The organism is Arthrobacter alkaliphilus (genome assembly GCF_021483235.1).
Lineage (GTDB): Bacteria > Actinomycetota > Actinomycetes > Actinomycetales > Micrococcaceae > Arthrobacter > Arthrobacter alkaliphilus.
Genome location: NZ_JAKEEC010000020.1, coordinates 33,791 through 51,205, shown reverse-complemented (window position 1 = coordinate 51,205; position 17,415 = coordinate 33,791). Strand labels below are relative to the sequence as shown.

The 17,415-nt window shown below is 62.0% G+C and carries 14 protein-coding genes, 1 pseudogene and 1 riboswitch; of the genes and pseudogenes, 9 read left to right on the top strand and 6 right to left on the bottom strand.

Annotation, left to right across the window (positions count from 1 at the left end):
- Positions 1-21: 21 nt before the first annotated feature.
- From L0B83_RS14125 to L0B83_RS14100, 6 genes are all read left to right on the top strand, one after another.
- A complete protein-coding gene (locus L0B83_RS14125; RefSeq protein ID WP_234759089.1) occupies positions 22-987 on the top strand; it encodes an ornithine cyclodeaminase family protein in 966 nt (321 codons plus the stop codon).
- Entirely contained in the window at positions 978-2,300 is a 1,323-nt protein-coding gene (locus L0B83_RS14120; RefSeq protein ID WP_234759088.1) for an alanine racemase, read from the top strand. Before L0B83_RS14125 ends, L0B83_RS14120 begins: the two co-directional genes overlap by 10 nt.
- Positions 2,301-2,321: 21 nt before the next feature.
- A complete protein-coding gene (locus L0B83_RS14115; RefSeq protein ID WP_234759087.1) occupies positions 2,322-3,392 on the top strand; it encodes a PLP-dependent cysteine synthase family protein in 1,071 nt (356 codons plus the stop codon).
- Entirely contained in the window at positions 3,392-4,792 is a 1,401-nt protein-coding gene (locus L0B83_RS14110; protein WP_234759086.1) for an MATE family efflux transporter, read from the top strand. The genes L0B83_RS14115 and L0B83_RS14110 overlap by 1 nt, the downstream gene beginning before the upstream one ends.
- Before the next feature lie 186 nt (positions 4,793-4,978).
- The gene (locus L0B83_RS14105; RefSeq protein ID WP_234759085.1) at positions 4,979-6,214 is read left to right on the top strand and encodes a serine/threonine-protein kinase; all 1,236 of its coding nucleotides are present in this window, start codon (positions 4,979-4,981) and stop codon (positions 6,212-6,214) included.
- The gene (locus L0B83_RS14100) at positions 6,211-6,615 is read left to right on the top strand and encodes a hypothetical protein (protein WP_234759084.1); all 405 of its coding nucleotides are present in this window, start codon (positions 6,211-6,213) and stop codon (positions 6,613-6,615) included. Before L0B83_RS14105 ends, L0B83_RS14100 begins: the two co-directional genes overlap by 4 nt.
- 46 nt (positions 6,616-6,661) lie before the next feature.
- On the opposite strand, the gene L0B83_RS14095 is transcribed toward L0B83_RS14100, so the two are convergent.
- Positions 6,662-7,966, bottom strand: coding sequence for an acyltransferase family protein (locus L0B83_RS14095; protein WP_234759083.1), 1,305 nt, complete (start codon positions 7,964-7,966; stop codon positions 6,662-6,664).
- A gap of 169 nt (positions 7,967-8,135) precedes the next feature.
- Positions 8,136-8,603: a DUF2127 domain-containing protein gene (locus L0B83_RS14090; RefSeq protein WP_234759082.1), complete on the bottom strand. Its 468-nt coding sequence runs from the start codon at positions 8,601-8,603 to the stop codon at positions 8,136-8,138.
- A 224-nt stretch (positions 8,604-8,827) separates the two neighbouring features.
- Positions 8,828-9,001: riboswitch (M-box (ykoK) riboswitch) on the top strand.
- 302 nt (positions 9,002-9,303) lie between these two features.
- Between L0B83_RS14090 and L0B83_RS14085 the strand changes: the two genes are divergently transcribed.
- Together L0B83_RS14085 and L0B83_RS14080 are read left to right on the top strand one after the other, a co-directional pair.
- Complete coding sequence (locus L0B83_RS14085; RefSeq protein ID WP_234759081.1) at positions 9,304-10,941, top strand: Nramp family divalent metal transporter; 1,638 nt, start codon at positions 9,304-9,306, stop codon at positions 10,939-10,941.
- Positions 10,942-11,056: 115 nt separating this feature from the next.
- Entirely contained in the window at positions 11,057-12,397 is a 1,341-nt protein-coding gene (locus tag L0B83_RS14080; protein WP_234759080.1) for an LCP family protein, read from the top strand.
- A 22-nt stretch (positions 12,398-12,419) separates the two neighbouring features.
- Here the strand turns inward: L0B83_RS14080 and L0B83_RS14075 are convergent.
- A pseudogene (locus L0B83_RS14075) lies at positions 12,420-13,311 on the bottom strand (cation:dicarboxylate symporter family transporter); the annotation flags it as partial.
- A 46-nt stretch (positions 13,312-13,357) separates the two neighbouring features.
- On the opposite strand from L0B83_RS14075, the gene L0B83_RS14070 reads away from it, so the two are divergent.
- A complete protein-coding gene (locus L0B83_RS14070; protein WP_234759079.1) occupies positions 13,358-13,834 on the top strand; it encodes a carboxymuconolactone decarboxylase family protein in 477 nt (158 codons plus the stop codon).
- Here L0B83_RS14070 and L0B83_RS14065 read toward each other — a convergent pair.
- From L0B83_RS14065 to L0B83_RS14055, 3 genes are all read right to left on the bottom strand, one after another.
- Positions 13,831-14,430, bottom strand: a complete 600-nt coding sequence (locus L0B83_RS14065) for an arsenate reductase/protein-tyrosine-phosphatase family protein (protein WP_234759078.1) — start codon at positions 14,428-14,430, stop codon at positions 13,831-13,833. The two genes, L0B83_RS14070 and L0B83_RS14065, sit on opposite strands and share 4 nt — an antisense overlap.
- A gap of 282 nt (positions 14,431-14,712) precedes the next feature.
- The gene (locus tag L0B83_RS14060) at positions 14,713-15,303 is read right to left on the bottom strand and encodes a peptidase (RefSeq protein WP_234759077.1); all 591 of its coding nucleotides are present in this window, start codon (positions 15,301-15,303) and stop codon (positions 14,713-14,715) included.
- A gap of 182 nt (positions 15,304-15,485) precedes the next feature.
- The gene (locus L0B83_RS14055) at positions 15,486-17,390 is read right to left on the bottom strand and encodes a DUF4012 domain-containing protein (protein WP_234759076.1); all 1,905 of its coding nucleotides are present in this window, start codon (positions 17,388-17,390) and stop codon (positions 15,486-15,488) included.
- Between the last annotated feature and the right edge of the window lie 25 nt (positions 17,391-17,415).

The window sequence follows — 17,415 nt, the reverse complement described above, 5'->3', positions numbered from 1 at the left end:
CCTACGATCCGGAGATTGCTCATGCACATCTTGACCCGCAGTGATCTGGCCGATTTGCACGTCTCACCGCAGGACGTTATCGGCGCTGTTGAAGACGCGTACATCGCCTATGCCGAAGGCCGTTCGCGATGCCCCACGAAGCTCATGCTTCCCCTGCCCGAGGAGAGCCGCGACTCGGTGTCTTATTCGATGCTCGGTTACGACGGGAATCTGGAACAGCTCGGCTTCAAGACCTCGTACCGGCAGGGCTCGACGACCAACGAGAAGTACTACACGACGATCAGCCTGTACGACGACGACACCGGTCTGCCGTTCGCTCTCATGGACTGCCAGCGTGTGGGGGCGTCGCGCACCCCGGCAACGACGGCTCTTATTGCTCGGGCCTGTGCCAAGCCCGGTGCCACATCGGCCCTCATGATCGGCACAGGCGTCCAAGGGGTCAACACGCTGCCCTATCTGCTCACAGCGTTGCCCGAGCTCGAACATCTGCGGCTCTTCGGCACGCATCCGGACGGTATCGCGTTGTCCCTCAAGACCTTCGCTGAGCAGTTCCCGGACCGGGAAATCGAGCTCGTCGAGGACGTCCCCTCAGCGGTCGCGTCCTCCGACATCGTCGTGGCCGCCTCCGGGCGTGCCGCGCACCCGCAGGTCCAAACAAGCTGGCTTGAACCCGGCGGCCTGCTCATCTCGGTCGCGAGCAAGGGCGTCGCGTCCGGCGCCCTCCAAGATGCCGATTACACCCTCGCGACGAACACCGGCCAGCTTGGCGTGACCGGGACCCGGCTCGCGGGCAACAGCGGCAAGGCCCACGTCGACGCCGAACTGCCCGACATCCTGGCCGGGAAGGCCCCAGGCCGCCGTTCCGAAACCGATCGCGTCTTCGCCTTCTCAAGCGGCATGATCATCACAGACATCCCCGTTGCACACACGCTCGCAACCCGGGCGATCGCGGCAGGCCGCGGCCAGGAGGTCAACCTGTGGCGCTGACACAGACCGCGTGCGCGGTTGCGCTGCCTGCGATCCAGTCGAGCTGGGCGCTGGAAGCCCAGGCCGACCCGTTCCTGCTGAAGGACCTCGCGCGGTCCGTGAACGGCCCGTTCCACGTCATCAGTCCCGCGAGTTTCGGCGAAAACCTCGAGGCCTTCCAAGCTGCCCTGCGCGGCGCGGGAGTGGCCGGGCAGACCTACTTTGGCAAAAAGGCCAACAAGGCCGGCGCATGGCTGCCCGAGTGCGTCAAGCACGGGGCCGGGGTCGACGTCGCAAGCTCGCCCGAGCTTGTGAACGCCCTCGCGCACGGTGTACGCGGCGAAGACATTGTGGTGACCGGAGCCGCGAAGGCACACGAGCTGCTGTGGCTCGCCGCCCGGCAACGGTGCATCATCGCCGTCGACAACCTCGATGAACTCGACCGGCTTATCGCCCTCGGCATCCCCGCGCGCATCATGCTGCGCGTCCTGCCCGAAGCGAACCCGGCCAGTCGCTTCGGACTCGATCCGGACCAGCTCCGTCAAGCTCTGGCACGCTGCGTCGAGATGGTCGATACCGTCACGATGTGCGGCTTCTCGTTCCATCTCGACGGGTACCAGGTCGAGCCTCGCGTCGAACTGGCGGCCCGGCTCATCGATGCGTGCCTCGAGGCCCGTGCCCAAGGTCTCGCCGCGACCGCCGTCTCGATCGGCGGCGGCTTCGCCTGCAGCTACTTCGAGGCGGAGGTATGGCAGCAGTTCCAGGACGAGTACACGGACGATTGGTTCCATGCCGGCAAGCAGTTCGCGAAGTTCTACCCCTACCACCAAGGACCCGCCGGAGCCGACATGCTCGCCGCGATCCTCGATCGAGTCGGTTCGCGGTTCGCCGAGACCGGCACTCAGCTGTACCTCGAGCCGGGCCGCGCACTGCTCGACCAGACGGGATTCTCCGTGTTCCCCGTTCACGGGTACAAGGAGCGCGGTGACCATGGAGTGGTCACCGTCGGTGGACTCAGTATGAGTATTTCCGAGCAATGGAAGAACAGCGAGTTCCTGCCCGAGCCGATCCTCTGGCAAGCCGGTTCGACGGACGACGAGTGTCCTGTTGTGGCGTTTGTCGGCGGCGCGAGCTGCATGGAATACGACGTGCTCACCTGGCGTAAGATTTCGTTCCCTCGCACGCCTGTGTACGGAGACCTGCTCATCTATCCGAACACCGCCGGCTACCAAATGGACAAGAACGAGAGCGAATTCCACCAGCTCCCTCTCCCACCCAAGATCATTCTCGAGCGCGCGGACGGCCGTTACCTCTCGCGTACCGACACCCCCTGACACCGACAAAGGAACCCTCACATGGTGGCCACCCTCAGCCGCACCTACCCCCACATATCCCAGTACGCCTCGGACCTCATCGGCAACACCCCTCTGCTCGAGTTCACCCGAACCGGCTCGGGCACGCGACTTCTGCTCAAACTCGAGCAGTTCAATCCCACGGGCTCCGGCAAAGTGCGCATGGCACGACAGATGGTCCTCGACGCCGAGCAATCCGGGAAGCTCAAACCCGGCGGGCACATCGTTGAACCGACATCAGGCAATACGGGTCTCGGCTTGGCACTGGTGGCCCTCGAACGTGGGTACCGCTTCACGGCCGTTGTGGACGGCCACGCGAGCAAGGACAAACTGCGCGCGATGGCGGCCATGGGCGCTGAGCTCGTGTTCGTCGATTCCAAGAACACCACGGGGCCCAGCACGGTGGAGCGCCGTCGCGTCGCCGACGAGATCGCGACCCGTACAGGAGCGTTCCGCCCGGACCAGCACAATAACCTCGGAAACAGCGGGGGCTACACCGGGCTCGCCGGCGAGCTGCTCGACGCCCTGCCTCAAATCGACTACCTCATCGGCGCCGTCGGCACCGGCGGGTCCATGTGTGGCACCGCCAGGGAGCTCCGGCGACGAGGAGCCGCGTTCACAACGATCGGCGTCGAACCCGTCGGATCGATCATCTTCGGCGGCCCAGGAGGCAAATACTGGCAAAGCGGTGCAGGAGCCCCTGAAGGCTTCACCATCGGCTCGAACGTCGACTACTCCATGATCGACGAAGGCGTCAAAGTCAAAGACATCGACGCCTTCACCGCCGCACGAGTCGTCGCAAGGCGCACCGGGCTGCTCGTGGGCGGCTCGGCAGGCTCGTGCGTGAGCGTCGCACTCAAGCGGCTCGCTCTCTTCCCTGCGGGGAGCACCGTCGTCGTCCTCGTCTGCGACTCCGGCGAGAAATACCTCGACACGATCTACAACGACGACTGGCTCTACGATCGGGACCTCCTCTCGGACTTCGCCCACCGGAGGTACTACCGTCTGCTCAACGCCTACTCAGACTCCGTCAGTATCGCCGAAAACGACCGCAGCCTCGGGATGAGCGCCTGATGGCCAGCCTGCTTCACGACTCCCGCACGCGCCTGCGCAACTACCGGGCCGTCGTGGCCCTCTCGATGCCAATCGCCGGTATCCAGCTCGCACAGGTCGCCCTGACCACGGTCGATCTGGCCATGATGGGCCTCATCGGCGTTGTCGCCGTCGCCGCCGGCGGTCTGGCAATACTGCTCTACAATCAATTCCGCACGATGTGCGTGGGCATGGTTACCGGCGTCGGCAACCAGATCGCCGGCGCGCTCGGGCGCAGCGAGAAACGCACAGGAGGCCACGACCTCGACGACCTGGCCCGCGGTGAAATCAGGGACCTCGTGCGATCCGCGTTCCTCGTCGCTACCATCGTTGGGATCGCCGCGGCCGCGGTCCTTATCGGGCTCAGCTTCGTGATGCAGTACTTCGGCCTCGGCGATGACGTCCTCGCCCTCGCGCGGCCCATGATGATCGCTCTCGCGCCCGGGCTCCTTCCAATGCTCTGGCTGAACGTGCTCCGGCAGTTCGCCGTCGGAATGCACCGGCCGGGATCGCTGCTTAAGGTGACGATCGTCTCGATCGGCGTGAACGCCTTCCTCAATGCGGTGTTCATCTACGGCTGGTTCGGCGTCCCCGCTCTCGGAGTCACAGGCGTTGGCCTGTCAACCACATGTGTACAAGTGTTTACCCTCGCCGTTTTCTACTCGCGCGTTCGTCGAGACACTCGACTCAGCGGCTTGCTCGTTCTCGACTGGTGGAATTGCGACCGTCAGAGCGTCGCCCGAATCGCCAAGATGGGCACGCCGATCGCCCTCACCTACGGTAACGAAGCCGCGGTCACTTCCATCGCGACCGTCATGATGGGCGGGTTCGGACCCGTCATGCTTGCGGCCAGCAACGTCGTGAACCAGCTCGCCTACATCGTCTACCAGCTCAATATCGGGCTCTCTCAAGGATCGTCCGTGCTGGTGAGCAAATCCATCGGTCGCGGAGACATAGCCGAGGCCGGCCAGATCGGTCACCGTGCCCTCACGGTCAGCGCGGCGGCCATGACTTTCTTCGGGTTGTTGTACATCGCGGCGCCGGGCCTTGTTCTGGCTCCGTTCCTTCATGCAAGCGATGGCGCCGAGGTTGTGGCCACCGCGACGGGTCTCCTCTGGTTCGCGGTCGCCCACCAATACTTCAAGGGAGGCCAGAACGTCTGCGTGGGCCTCCTTCGGGGCCTCGGCAACACGGGCTCAAGCCTCAAGGCCACCCTGATCGGCTACTGGGCCATCGGGGTACCCGTCATGGTCTTCGCCGCCCACGTGCTGCATTGGCAGGGATACGGAGTGTGGCTCGGGCTCTGCGTGGGATTCGGCGCCACAGCCATCCTCCTGTTCAGGCGATTCGAAGTGGATCTCATCGACAGGAGGTCCAGGTAAACCAGCGGAGAGGTTCTTGGTCATGCAGGCCGCACGACGAAATGCCTCTTCGCTGCTGAAGGACGGGTAACGGGTAGAACGTAGGATGAGGCTTGGAGTTGACCAGGTTTCATCGTGGCCGACGCCATGCCCCGGGCGCACTTAGTCGCCGCGGGGGTTCACCGTTTACAGGAAGTGGGAGTCACAGTGTCCGAGATTTCATTCTCTGGCTCACCTGTACCGCTGGTTGCTGGACGATACCGGATTATTGCCCTGATCGGGCAGGGCGCCACAGCTGTGGTTTACCGTGCGCGCGATGAACAACTTGGCCGTGATGTTGCGCTGAAGCTTTTTCCCGCCCAGCCCCATGAAGCAGTCGACGGTCAGGGCCGGGTCGAGTCGGAAATGCAGCTCCTGGCCACTTTCAACCACCCCGCCTTGGTAACGCTGTACGACGCCGGAACCGATACGACGGTCCCGGACACGCCCCGGACCTTCCTGTCTATGGAACTCATCGACGGGCCAGACCTGCACACCAGGCTTGGCCGCGGTCCCCTGCCCGCCATTGATGTTGCCAGGATCGGGGCGGAGCTTGCGTCAGCTCTGGCCTACCTTCATGGACGAAGGGTAATCCATCGGGACATCAAACCGGCCAACGTCCTTTTGTCCGAGCCCCAGCCAGGCAGCTTTCCTCGCACCAAACTCGCGGATTTCGGGATCGCTCGCCTGCTCGAAGGGCCCCGGCTTACCGCGGCCGGCACCACCGTGGGAACTGCCCCGTATCTCAGTCCGGAACAAGTCACAGGGGCCCTCCTTGGAGTGGAAAGCGATATTTACTCCCTCGGACTGGTCCTGCTTGAGTGCCTTACTGGGACCGTCGAGTACCCTGGGAGCAACGTCGAGTCAGCCATCGCACGGCTGCACCGTTCACCACGGATACCGGACAGCCTTGGCCCGCAGTGGAGCGCCATCCTCGCCGCCATGACAGCAACCGAACCCTCTGACCGCCCCCCGGCGAGCGAGGTCGAAACAGCACTCACCGCCGTCGCCGGCACCGGCGTGCCCGGTGCGCTGCCGCGTATCACTACGGCGATGACGCAGAGAATTCCCGACATGCCGAACTATCTGCCCCGCGCCGGAACCCAACCCGCAGGCACCCGCGTCCTGATCCCCAAGCTCCCGGTCGACAGCGACGAGTACCGCACAGGAACGCCGGCGCCAAGCCCCGCCGCCAAGGGACAATGGCACCGGAAACTGCTTGGCCTGCAGCCTGGGGCCGCGTTGTTCACCGGTGCCGGCCTCGTAGTGGCCATCCTCGTGGTTTTGGTCGTCGTCGTTCTCCATACTCAGGCACCCGCGCCGCCGGTGCCGCAACCGCTGCCAAGTATTTCCGGTGACCTGGGCCAACACATCGAGCAACTGAAGCGAAACATCACACCATGACGAAGAAACAGGCAAGATTCCTCACCAGCGCGACCGCGGCCCTGCTAATCGCCGGGATCCTCACAGGATGCGCGAACACCCCTACCGATCTGCACCCCAGTGCGGCCGCGAAGCTCCAAACCCGCCTCCAGTCACTCGCACGGGCCGCCGCCGACAACAACCTGCCCGCAACAAAGACTGAACTCGACCTGTTCGCCAATGACGTATCCACCGCGGCAGCCAATGGCGAAATCTCACCGACGCGACGCCAGGACATCCAAAAGACCATCGATCTCATCCGCGCGGACCTAGGCGCGATGACCGCGACACCCACACCCACTCCATCACGAACCATCCAGACGCCGTCCCCGCCAGCACCCCAACCGCCAGGCAAAGACAAAGGAAAAAACGAAGACGACTGAAAAACGGTGCCGCAGGGGCATAACCGAAATGACACCGTTTCGAAGATCAGGGGTTAAGGCCCGTGGTAGGTCGAATTTCCCGAACCGGAATTGAAACCGGTTCCACTCCGGGGTCGGACTGGCTTGCTCTGAAACGCTCGCCACTTGGTGTGTTGTCACGAGTTCTTGGACCTATGTGATCGGTGGCTACATATTCCCTGAACTTCGCGCTTACGAACCGGCCCACATACCGTGAGAGGCGGTGGGAGGGAAGCTCGACAAACTTTGAGAACATCCAGGCAACCGCAACCGATACCGGTACCGCGAACAACAGTGCCCGCATCCAGTGATCGCTACCCAGCAAACGGCTGAAGAGCTCAATAATCGGAACGTGAACCAGATAGAGGCTGAACGAGATCTTCCCCAGCCACTGGACGAATCCCAATTCGAGGAAACGGGCCACTGTTCTCGAATATATTGCGCACAGGACAATGAGCACGGCACCCAAAATGCCCACACCCTTGCCAATCGCCAGTGCCAGCGGATCCGTGTTCCCGCCTAAGAGCAATGGCCAGTACGCGCACAGCAAAAGGACCGCGGCAATGAAGCAGCCGAGCCATCCCGCCCGAGTCCAGGCCGAGGCACCCCGTGACCGATAACGTCTGGTCCTGGCGATCACGGGAAAGACGAGAACAGCCCCCGCGAGGAAAGCGGAGAGAAAAATCATGAAGCTGATGTCATTCATTACGCCAACGACCGCGAGAATTACGCACAAACAGATTGTGGCGACGATCCAGCGTCTCATCACGACGGCGATTCCCACGAAGACGGGCAGCAAGAACGAGAAGATGAACTCCCACTGGATAGACCACAACGGGTTGTTTATCCTCGTGGGTCCGCGGACGGCGTCAAAACCACGGACGACTTCCTGCCATTCAAGCAAGGGCACGTCGGATTCTGCGACCCATTTGCTGACGGAGACGGCCGGGTCTGGCGTGACCAATGTTACGCAGAGACCGGCCAGCAGCAGGGACGCGGCCACAGGTATCCAAAGACGAAGGGTCCTCGTGATGTAGTAGGCCGTCCAGTCGAAGGATTTGGCGCGCAAAACGGGTAGGGACACGACAAGGCCGCTCAAGACAAAGAACACCAGGACTGCTTCGCTGCCGGCAGTGAAAATCTTCAAAGGGGTGGCGTTCAACCACCACAGAAGAGTCCCTTGAGCGGGGATCTTGCCTGCCAAGTAGAGGTTGGCATACTCAGGCACGGTTAGGGCGCAATGGTGGATCAGGACAATTACGGCGGCCAGGCCTCGACAACCGTCCAAGGATCGAAGCCGAAGTGGCCGCTGTCTCGAAGCCGGATTAGTCACAAAAGCACCTATTGTTGAGTTCTGGTTGCCGGGGCGTCGGACTCAGCCAATTGGGATGTTTTTCCGATCGCGAAGAAGCATAGCAAGAATAGGCGGCCAACCATGCTTGCCGGACGCCCGGGCCGTTGCTGACCTCGCCACCCCGGCCCGTCTACGCCAGGCGGTGCCCCTATTCGGCCGGGTTGGACGCGGGGGAGTGCTGTTGATTCTTTGTCCGGCGCAGCCGGTACTCACGTCCGGTGATCCACACGATGAAGATGTCGAACGCCGTCAGGAGGACGAGTCCCCACGAGAAGGCGACCACGATCCGATACACCTGGTAGACGATGAACACCAGTAGGAATGCGATCATCCACGGGTAGGCCCAGAGTTGGTCCTTCAGGACGGCCCAGACCAGGACGATTTTGATGAGTCCGTGGAGCAGCAAGTAGATCGCACCGAACAGGGTCCCCGAACCTGAGAGGTTGGAGCTCATGTGCACCAAACTGTTCGCCAGGAAATCGTTCGGATCACGGGCGAGCTCGTGCTGGGTAAGTAACCGGACCAGATCACCGATTTGTTCGGGCTTGATCAGCAAAAGCAGTATGCCGCCGATCAGTTCCAGGACACCGTCCAGGCCCTTCAGGATGAGGCTCACGCGAAATGTCCGGTCGAGCGTGGATGTTTGAGCCGGTTTCGTTCCCATCACACTTCCCTTCAGTTCCTCAAGATACATTCTGTCTTATGTGGAAACTGCGAACGGACGGGCCGAGCGCCGCCAATCCGGCCTGGCTGGCGGCTCCCGGCCGTACCCCGGCGTTATCTGCATCCATGCTTATATTTTTTCATTGCGGCAAAATGAGGTATACATATATAAAGCAAGGTGCCGTTCGTTAGCTGAGGCTCCTTCGCGGAAACATGCCAGCGACCCCCAACGTCGAGAGACGCCCCGGGTCAGGACAGGCCGCTCCGGCATAAGGGGCGGTCCCGATTGGCTCCTGGACACAGTCCGGGTTCACGCCGCGAAGTGCCAAAGGTCTTACGAGGAGGGGCATTGCGGGCCTTTATGCCCGCCCTCCCCGCGGCGCGTCCAACGGCAGCGGGAGGTGACGGTTCCATCATGAACGATGGTGATAATCCCTGTTTCCCGTCCCGTTTTCCGGATCCTGTTCCAGCCTCCTGAGGCCCTGCGCTGATTGCTTCGGTAACAGCCGTGCGTGATCCACTCGGGACTGAACCAGCCGGCACTCGCCGTGCCCCCACGCAAACCCTTATGCAATGACGCCCGCCGCGCCTTCGGTCCGGTGAGGCTTGTCCACGACTTTTTGTGCCCGTTCCGGGCAGAAAGCCGGTACATCATGACCGAGACCAAGACCATGCCAGCTCCCACCGCAGCCCTGGACACCGCCCACATCGGTGACATCGAGGGTGCTTTCGGCACCATCCGTCTCAACGACGAAAAGCAGCGCTCCGGCATCAAAGCGCGCCTGAAGACCTTGCTGGCGATCATCGGACCCGGGCTGATCGTTATGGTCGGCGACAACGACGCCGGCGCGTTCGGCACCTACTCCGAAGCCGGGCAGAACTACGGAACCTCACTGCTATGGACTTTGCTGCTGCTGGTCCCGGTGCTGTACGTAAACCAGGAAATGGTGCTGCGCCTGGGGGTAGTCACCGGCGTGGGACATGCCCGGCTCATCCTCGAGCGGTTCGGCAAGTTCTGGGGCGCGTTCAGCGTCATCGACCTCTTCATCCTCAACGCCTTGACCATCGTCACCGAATTCATCGGGATCAGCCTGGGCCTGGACTACCTGGGCATCCCCAAGATCCCCGGAATTCTCCTGGCCACAGTGGTGATCGTGGCCGCCGCGAGCACTGGTTCCTTCAAGCGTTTCGAGCGTGTCTGCTTGGCGCTCGTGGCCGGGTCGCTGCTGCTGGTGCCGATCATCTTCATGGTCCACCCCGACCTCGGACAAGTCGCCCACGACTTCGTCGTGCCTGGCATGCCCCAGGGCGCGGACCTGTCCACCGTGACGCTGCTGGTCATCGGGATCGTGGGAACCACCGTAGCTCCGTGGCAGCTGTTCTTCCAGCAGTCCTACATCATCGACAAGCGCATCACTCCCCGGTTCCTGAAGTACGAGAAGGCCGATCTCTGGCTGGGAATCGTTATTGTCGTCGTGGGCGCCGCAGCGATCATTTCCTTCACCGCGGCGACCTTTGCCGGCACCCCGGAGTTCGGCAACTTCACGGACGCGGGCGGAGTCGCCGTCGGCCTCGAACAGCACGTCGGAAAGGTTGCCGGCGTCTTGTTCGCGCTGGCACTGATCGATGCCTCGATCATCGGGGCAGCCGCCGTCGGGCTTTCCACCTCCTACGCTCTCGGTGATGTTTTTGGGCTCAAGCACTCCCTGCACCGCAAAGTGTCCGACGCCAAGGGTTTCTACGCGGTGTTCGCCGGTGTCCTGCTCCTCTCGGCCATTGTGGTCCTGATCCCGGGCAGCCCTTTGGGTCTGCTCACGGTGGGCGTCCAGGTGCTGGCCGGGGTGCTTCTTCCCTCGGCCACCGTGTTCCTGCTGCTGCTCTGCAATGACAAGCAGGTGCTGGGTCCGTGGGTGAACGGGCGGTTCATGAACTTCTTCACCTCGGCCGTGATCGCTGTCCTGGTGCTCCTTTCGCTGGTTCTGACCGCCGGGGTGTTGTTCCCTGACATGGGCTCGGGCGCCATCCTGGGGATCCTGATCGGAGGTGGCGCCGTCGCGGCCATCGCGGGAGTGGTGTTCCTTGTCTACCGCCGGATTTATCCCGCTGCGCCGAGCCCCGACGCCGTCGACCGGTCACAGCAGTCCACGTGGCGGATGCCCCCGCTTGCCCTGCTCACCGCGCCGAAACTGTCCACTGGGCGCCGGATCGGACTGACCGTCCTGCGCACGTACCTGCTGATCGCGATGGTCCTGGTCATCGTCCGGGTGGTTCAGCTCGCGCTCGGGGCCTGATCGATTCCCGCGTCAAGCAGGCCATTATCCGGATGGCCGATTACAATCTGCATACCGGCTGGTCGCGCCGCGGAACCAGCCACCACGCCAACAAAGGCGGGGACAGGAGAATTTCATGAATGTTGGGCACCATACACGCTCAGCGTGTCCCCGCCACATGCGCCACCCCCGGCGCAAGTCGGTCATCCTGATTTCGGCCACGGCGGTTGTTGCCGCCGTGGCCCTGGCCGTCGCCGTCGCGATCACCTACGTGGGCGCGACGGCGGTTGTGGCCAACAACAACGTCCACCGCTCGGATGTCCTTAAGGATTTGAAGACGGCGCCCCAGGCGGTGCCGAAACTGACCCAGGACACGAACATCCTGATCATGGGCCTCGATACGAGGGTGGACGAGAAGGGCAAGCCTCTTCCTCCAGAGATGTATGACGCCTTGCATGCGGGCGATGAGAACATCGGCGGCTACAACTCGAACGTCCTGATGCTCATCCACATCCCCGCCGACGGCTCCAAAGCGACCGGAATCTCGATTCCCCGCGATGACTACGTCCAGGTGGACGGCATACCGGGAAGCGGACCGTTCAAGGCCAAAATCAAAGAGGCGTACGGCTATGGTTTTGCGGCGGAGAAGACGGCCTTGACCGAGTCGGGAAAGCCCGACGACGACACCACCTACCAGGCGGCCCGTGACGCCGGGCGCAAGGCCGAAATAGCCACCGTGTCCAAGTTCCTGGGCAGTGTGCACATCGATCACTTCATCGAAGTCACCATGGCTGCCTTTTATCAGACGGCCCAAGCCATCGCACCCATCACCGTGTGCATCAACCGGGCAACACAGGACACCTTCTCCGGTGCCGACTTCAAGGCGGGCATGCAGCAGATCGATGCCAGGCAGGCCATGGCCTTCGTGCGGCAGCGCCGGGACACCTCCGACCCGACCTACCTCTTTTCTGACCTGGACCGCGAACGCCGCCAGCAGGCCTTCATCGCCTCCGTTTCCCACCAGCTCAAGGACGCCGGAACCTTCACCGACCTCGGGAAAATGCAGGGTGTGCTCGATGCGGTGAGCAAGAACATCGTGGTGGATTCGGAGTTGAACCTGATCCAGCTTGCCCAGCAGGCTACGTCCCTGACGGGGGGAAACATCTCCTTCTCAACCCTGCCGATCACAGGCTTCGGCTGGTCCCCGGATGGCGCCTCAATCAACACCGTGGACGTCAAACAGGTCCAGGCCACTGTGAAGGAACTCCTCACCCCGGTCCCGCCGGCTCCCGCGCCGACGACGACGGCGGCCCCCACCACGGCGGCCGCCTCGCCTGCTGCGCCCGCACCCCAAGCGCCACCCGCCTCGGAAGCCCCAGCCCCGCAAGCCCCGGCCACCCCGTCAGCTCCCGCGAGCAACGTCTACGCGGATTCCACCGGAGCCCTCCAGGGCGGTGCCATACCCTGCGTCAAATAGCGCGATGGGCTGAACCGGTCATCTAACTACGGACCCCTGCGCCCTGCACGGCAAGGTTGCCGGCATCGACCGGACCGGCTTCAGCTACGGGTTCCTTTCCGTTGAAAGCACGAAGCATGGCTTCGCGGTCGAATTGCCCTTCCCATTTGGCCACGACGAAGGTGGCAACGCAGTTGCCCAGCAGGTTCACGACGACGCGCATGGAGTCCATGAGGCGGTCGGCTCCCAGGAGGAGTGCGACGCCGGCCACCGGGAAGATCCCCAAGGCGCCGGCCGTCGCGGACAGTGCGAGGAAGGCCGAGCCGGGGACGCCTGCCATGCCCTTTGAGGTGAGCATCAGGATGCCCAGGGCGGCCAGCTGCTGCCCGAGATCCAAGTGGTGGCCGAAGGCCTGTGCAAGGAACAAGAGCGAAATCGACAAGTAGATTGCCGCACCGTCCAGGTTGAAGGAGTAGCCGGTGGGGACCACCAGGCCGGCGGTGGAGCGGGAGCAGCCGGCGTCGGTCAGCTTGGTCATGATCCGCGGCATGACCGACTCAGTGGACGCGGTGCCCAGAGCGAGGAGGAACTCCTCGCGGGTGCACTTGATGAACTGCCATAGCACCGAAGGCGCCGATCGGGGCCAGGCGCATGACCCAGCCCATGATCTTGAAGAAGACCTCCAAAATTGTCTCCAGGACATTCATGACGGGGGCACACCGGTCCTTGCCGGTCACCACTATTGCGGCGCCGAAGAAGACAGAGAAGAACAGGACCTGGAGGAGGTTTTTGCTGGCGAAGGCACCGATCACGCTCGTCGGGATGATGCCCAGGATGAATTGCCCGGCGTCGCTGGGCGGAGCGGTGCCCGTCTTTGCTTTCAGGGCGTCCTGGCTCAGGGTGTTCGGATCTATGTTCAGCCCGGCGCCCGGTTGTTTCAAGCCGTGGTCCTGCGGATCGCCTCTCCGATAGGCTCGGCGGATGAGCGAAAATACGCCGAGACTCGCCGGTTATCTGGACAAGCAGCAGCCCGGACTCTATGAAGCACTGTCCAGCTACGCGGCGCAGGTCACCGCGGAAGCGGACCGGACCGGAATCCCGCGCCGCACCCTGGAGTTGTTGAACTACCGGGCGTCCCAGATCAACGGCTGCGCCTTCTGCCTGGATCTGCATCACCGCCGTGCCATCGGGTACGGCGAGACTGAGCAGCGGCTATCGCTGCTGGCCGTGCATGGCGAGGTAGCGCTCTTCGACGAGGCCGAGCAGGTGGCGCTTGAGCTGGCTGAACAGATCACGCGAATGAGCACTGCCCGTCCCACGCCGGAGCTGTTCTCCCGCGCGCGGAAGGTTTACACCGAGGAGCAGATCAGCGTGCTGTGCATGGCGTGCATCGGCATCAACGCCTTCAACCGCCTGTCCATCCTGAGCGAGCACCCGGTGCGCAAGGTTCGAACCTAGGACGCCAAGGACAGCCGGGCGTGACGGAGGATCCTTAGGATCGCCGGAGCCAGCTCGTCTTCCATGCGAAGGTACGCCTCGGCGCCTTGCTTGTAAGGGTCTGCGACGTCGTTGTCGGAGGCTTGCGCAGCAAGAACGAGATGGCGCACGGACGACGCCCGCGCCGGCAGTTCCCGCCATAGTTGAGCGAAGTCGGTGTCCGACGGCGATGCGTTGCCACGTGCTTCCAGGGCGGTCACCATTCGAGCGAACTCCCGGATGGTAAAGGTCCGCTTGAGCATGGAGGGGTCGAGCTGCAGGACTTCACCACGGTGGTTTGACGCCATGGTCAGGACGAGATCCGATTCCCGCAGGATGTTCTGGTTGAGCTGTCGAGAGGAAAAGTCATCGGGTGTGCCGCCATACCTGCGGATGATATCCGCGGATAATGGCTGGATGGGGTTGCCCACCATGGCCCTTGTGCCTGCGCTACGGACTTCGAATCCGCCGGGGAGAACTTGGTCCAAGCCTGCTTGAAGCAACCGTTCCGCGACGGGGGAGCGGCAGATATTACCGGTGCAAACGGTCAGTATCCGGACCGGGTGGAGCAAAGTCAAAAGTATAGCTCTTTCACTAGCTGTCAGAGAGTCAAAATCACGACTGTCGCGTCAAGGCAAAAGCAGCCATGCTAAGGGATGCCAGTCCCAGAAGGATCAGCAAGACGATCGACCAGCCGTGCTTCGAGAAGGTCGGAATTCGCGCAATCGCGGGCAATTCTGCCCTGAAGCTCAGCCTCTTCGGTGTCCGCCAATGTCTCCCCATGGTAATAAAGTACCGTACGGATAAACAAAGAGGGGTTGTTTCCGGATCACCGGAAACAACCCCTCTTTGTTTAGCGTTTAGGCTGCGGCGACGGTTTCGCTCTTTGCACGACGCCGAACCACCGCTACGGAGACCGTACCTGTTACGAGGGCGCCCGCGCCGACCAAGCCCCACAGAAGCAGGCTGGAGTCGGCGCCGGTGTTTGCAAGTGGCGTGCCGCCCGTGGTGGACAGACCTGCAGTGCTTGCCGCTACAACAACCACGGTCGCTGTCACAGTGTGGCCGGACGTTGCACCAACGGCGGTCAGGACGTAGGTCCCAGCAGAGTTCAGCTGAACGGTGACAGAAAATGCGCCTGCACTGTTTGCAACAGCAGTCAGGCTAAGCGGTGCAAGCGGAAGTGCTCCGGGAACTGCCATGGTGACTGAACCTGCAGAGCCAGGTGCTGCTGCACCCTGCGCCGTGGTGGTCTGGGTCACCGAGATGTTGACGGTTTCACCGGGCGCGAACCCGGTGCCGGAAAAGGTGACATAACCGCCAACACCGACAGTTGCGCTTGAAACGGTGCCCTGCTGGGCCGGTGCCGGGTAATTATCGGCCATTGCTGGAGCCGAAGCGGCAAGTGCGATGGTGCCCGCAATGGCGAGCACCGAAAGAGTTTTCCTCAATTTGTCCCCCTGAGACCTTGGTTCGTACGTGAGATCGGGTACGTAATTCCTTGTGATGGCGCGATTCCACTCACCACGAACCCGTGAACTGAAATCGAAGACCTAGCCCAGAAGGAACTTACCACCCTAAGTCTGCTTACTGCAAATAACTACAGGGTCGTTACTAAATATTTACCGTCCGTTTATCCGGCAGAACCGCAGTTTGCGATCTCCATGGGGAGAAGCACGTTGTCCAGAGATTCGATTGTTGGGGTTACCACCACTTCTGGCTGGCGGTGTTGTTCGATCTTTCCGAAGGTAAATTCGACTGTGCTGCTCTGTCCGGGTGCAAGGCGCACCGTGAGGCTCCCAACCGGTCTGTCGTCGTGCCGCTGTGCGCCGAATGAGACTTCCTTCCCATCTTGTCTGGCTGTTTCGACACCAGACCCGGCCGGTCCGTAGACGATTACGTTGCTCTGGGCGATTCCTGCTGGCACCCCGTACACCCCGCCGCCGGTCACTGTGGCGGGTAACGAGGTCGCCGCATCCAAAGGGGCTGTGTTGGTGGTGGTGACTCTGATGGTGACCTGGGAATGCTCGTCTTTGCTGCAGTTCTCTACGAGTTGGACCGTGCGCTTGACGTAGTAGTCCATTTTCGCGCCCGTCCCGTCATTGAAGTAGACGCCGAATGACGCTCCCATGGTCCTTGGGCCTGAAATCGCCCCTCCCACGCTTGTGGTTCGTAGCACCTCCTGCTCTTCTTTGTGGTCGCTCCAAACATAGAGCCGGTGTTCGTCAGAGCTCCTCATTAGAGCCTGAATGAGCTTGTCCCCGGGGGCCTTGCCTGACGCCAAGGACTGAAAGATCTTTTGAGCTGCAGATTCAAAGTAAGCGTCTTGGATTTCTGTACCCTCAAGTCGCGTGTACACATCAGACAGAAGCGTCCGAACGACGTTGCTGGCATCAAGCGCCGGCGGCAGACCGGCAGCGGAGAGCTTCGGATCGCCAGCCATCGAGATCGGCCCTGACGCCTCAAGTATGTGAGCCAGCACTGTCGGATCCAGAGCGATGACCCCGTCGATTACTGTGTTGTGGCGAACTTCCCACATTTCCTTCGCGGATCGCGCAGCGGTTGGAAAATCAGGTGTGAGGTTCACATCGCTGATGAAAGTTCCCAACCTGTCGGTGTATATAGCACGTTGAGCAGGATCCACATCGACTTGCGGTGTGAAGGCGCCAAGCGACTTTCCGCTCGATTGCGCTGCTAGTTGAACGGTGCCGTTATCGAAGCGCAACACCGCAAGTGCGCCGGGAAGTCCGCCAGTTGCGCGGACCTCGGCACTATTTTGGATTAGTACTAGGTAGTTTCTCGCCGCCTTTGCCCCCAACATCGTAGGGAGGACTTTCGACGTGTCCGCCGCTATATTCAATGGTGATCGGAAACCATCCAAGACTCTTTGTGCGCTGGTGATCGGGGCGGAAATTTCCGGCAATAGGCTAGTGCGGTCTAGCTCAGAAATCCGAGTGTAAGCGCGTTGGATCGCGTTGGCCGAAGACACGATATCTGAAGACGAATCTCTCAGCCGCGCGACGTTGATCTTGCCATCAACTGGTGTCAAGTTCCCGCTGGCCCAAGAATCTGCCAGGCGGAGGATCGGTTCGCCGGCGCCAGCCAGCACGTCATTTCCTACCAGAACAAGCTCAGTGGCCGCAGTGAAATTCGGGCCGATAAGTGGAAGACCACTTGCGGCCCTCCACAGGGGATCGTTCGCAGCCAGCCGAGCAGCCCCAAAGTGGGTCTCCAGGGCGGTCAACGTTTCGCGTGCTGACTTTTGGTCTTTCGTGAGCAACTGGTTCTTAAGCGCCGGTAACAGTTGTTCGGCTGAGGCGAGCTCCGTCTTTATCTCGTATGCCCTGTGCGTTAGCCAGACGCCGGCAAATATCAAGGCAGCCAAGGTAGCAACAATGGTCCACGTCAGGAGGGGAGCTCTGCGGCGCCCACGATCGCGACCACGCTTCAGCTGTGGCTTCTTGCTTGACTCCGGCTGGGTTGGATTGGTGCAAGATGTATAAATTTCGCGGACCTCCGGTAGTGCGGGATCAGACATGACGTGCCTCGATGCGTGAATGTCC

What these genes read in the sequence shown, in the direction of transcription:
- L0B83_RS14125 (WP_234759089.1), top strand. Translation starts at nt 22, where the DNA reads ATGCACATCTTGACCCGCAGTGATCTGGCCGATTTGCACGTCTCACCG.
- L0B83_RS14115 (WP_234759087.1), top strand. Translation starts at nt 2,322, where the DNA reads ATGGTGGCCACCCTCAGCCGCACCTACCCCCACATATCCCAGTACGCC.
- L0B83_RS14110 (WP_234759086.1), top strand. Translation starts at nt 3,392, where the DNA reads ATGGCCAGCCTGCTTCACGACTCCCGCACGCGCCTGCGCAACTACCGG.
- L0B83_RS14100 (WP_234759084.1), top strand. Translation starts at nt 6,211, where the DNA reads ATGACGAAGAAACAGGCAAGATTCCTCACCAGCGCGACCGCGGCCCTG.
- L0B83_RS14085 (WP_234759081.1), top strand. Translation starts at nt 9,304, where the DNA reads ATGACCGAGACCAAGACCATGCCAGCTCCCACCGCAGCCCTGGACACC.
- L0B83_RS14080 (WP_234759080.1), top strand. Translation starts at nt 11,057, where the DNA reads ATGAATGTTGGGCACCATACACGCTCAGCGTGTCCCCGCCACATGCGC.
- L0B83_RS14070 (WP_234759079.1), top strand. Translation starts at nt 13,358, where the DNA reads ATGAGCGAAAATACGCCGAGACTCGCCGGTTATCTGGACAAGCAGCAG.
- L0B83_RS14055 (WP_234759076.1), bottom strand. Translation starts at nt 17,390, where the DNA reads ATGTCTGATCCCGCACTACCGGAGGTCCGCGAAATTTATACATCTTGC.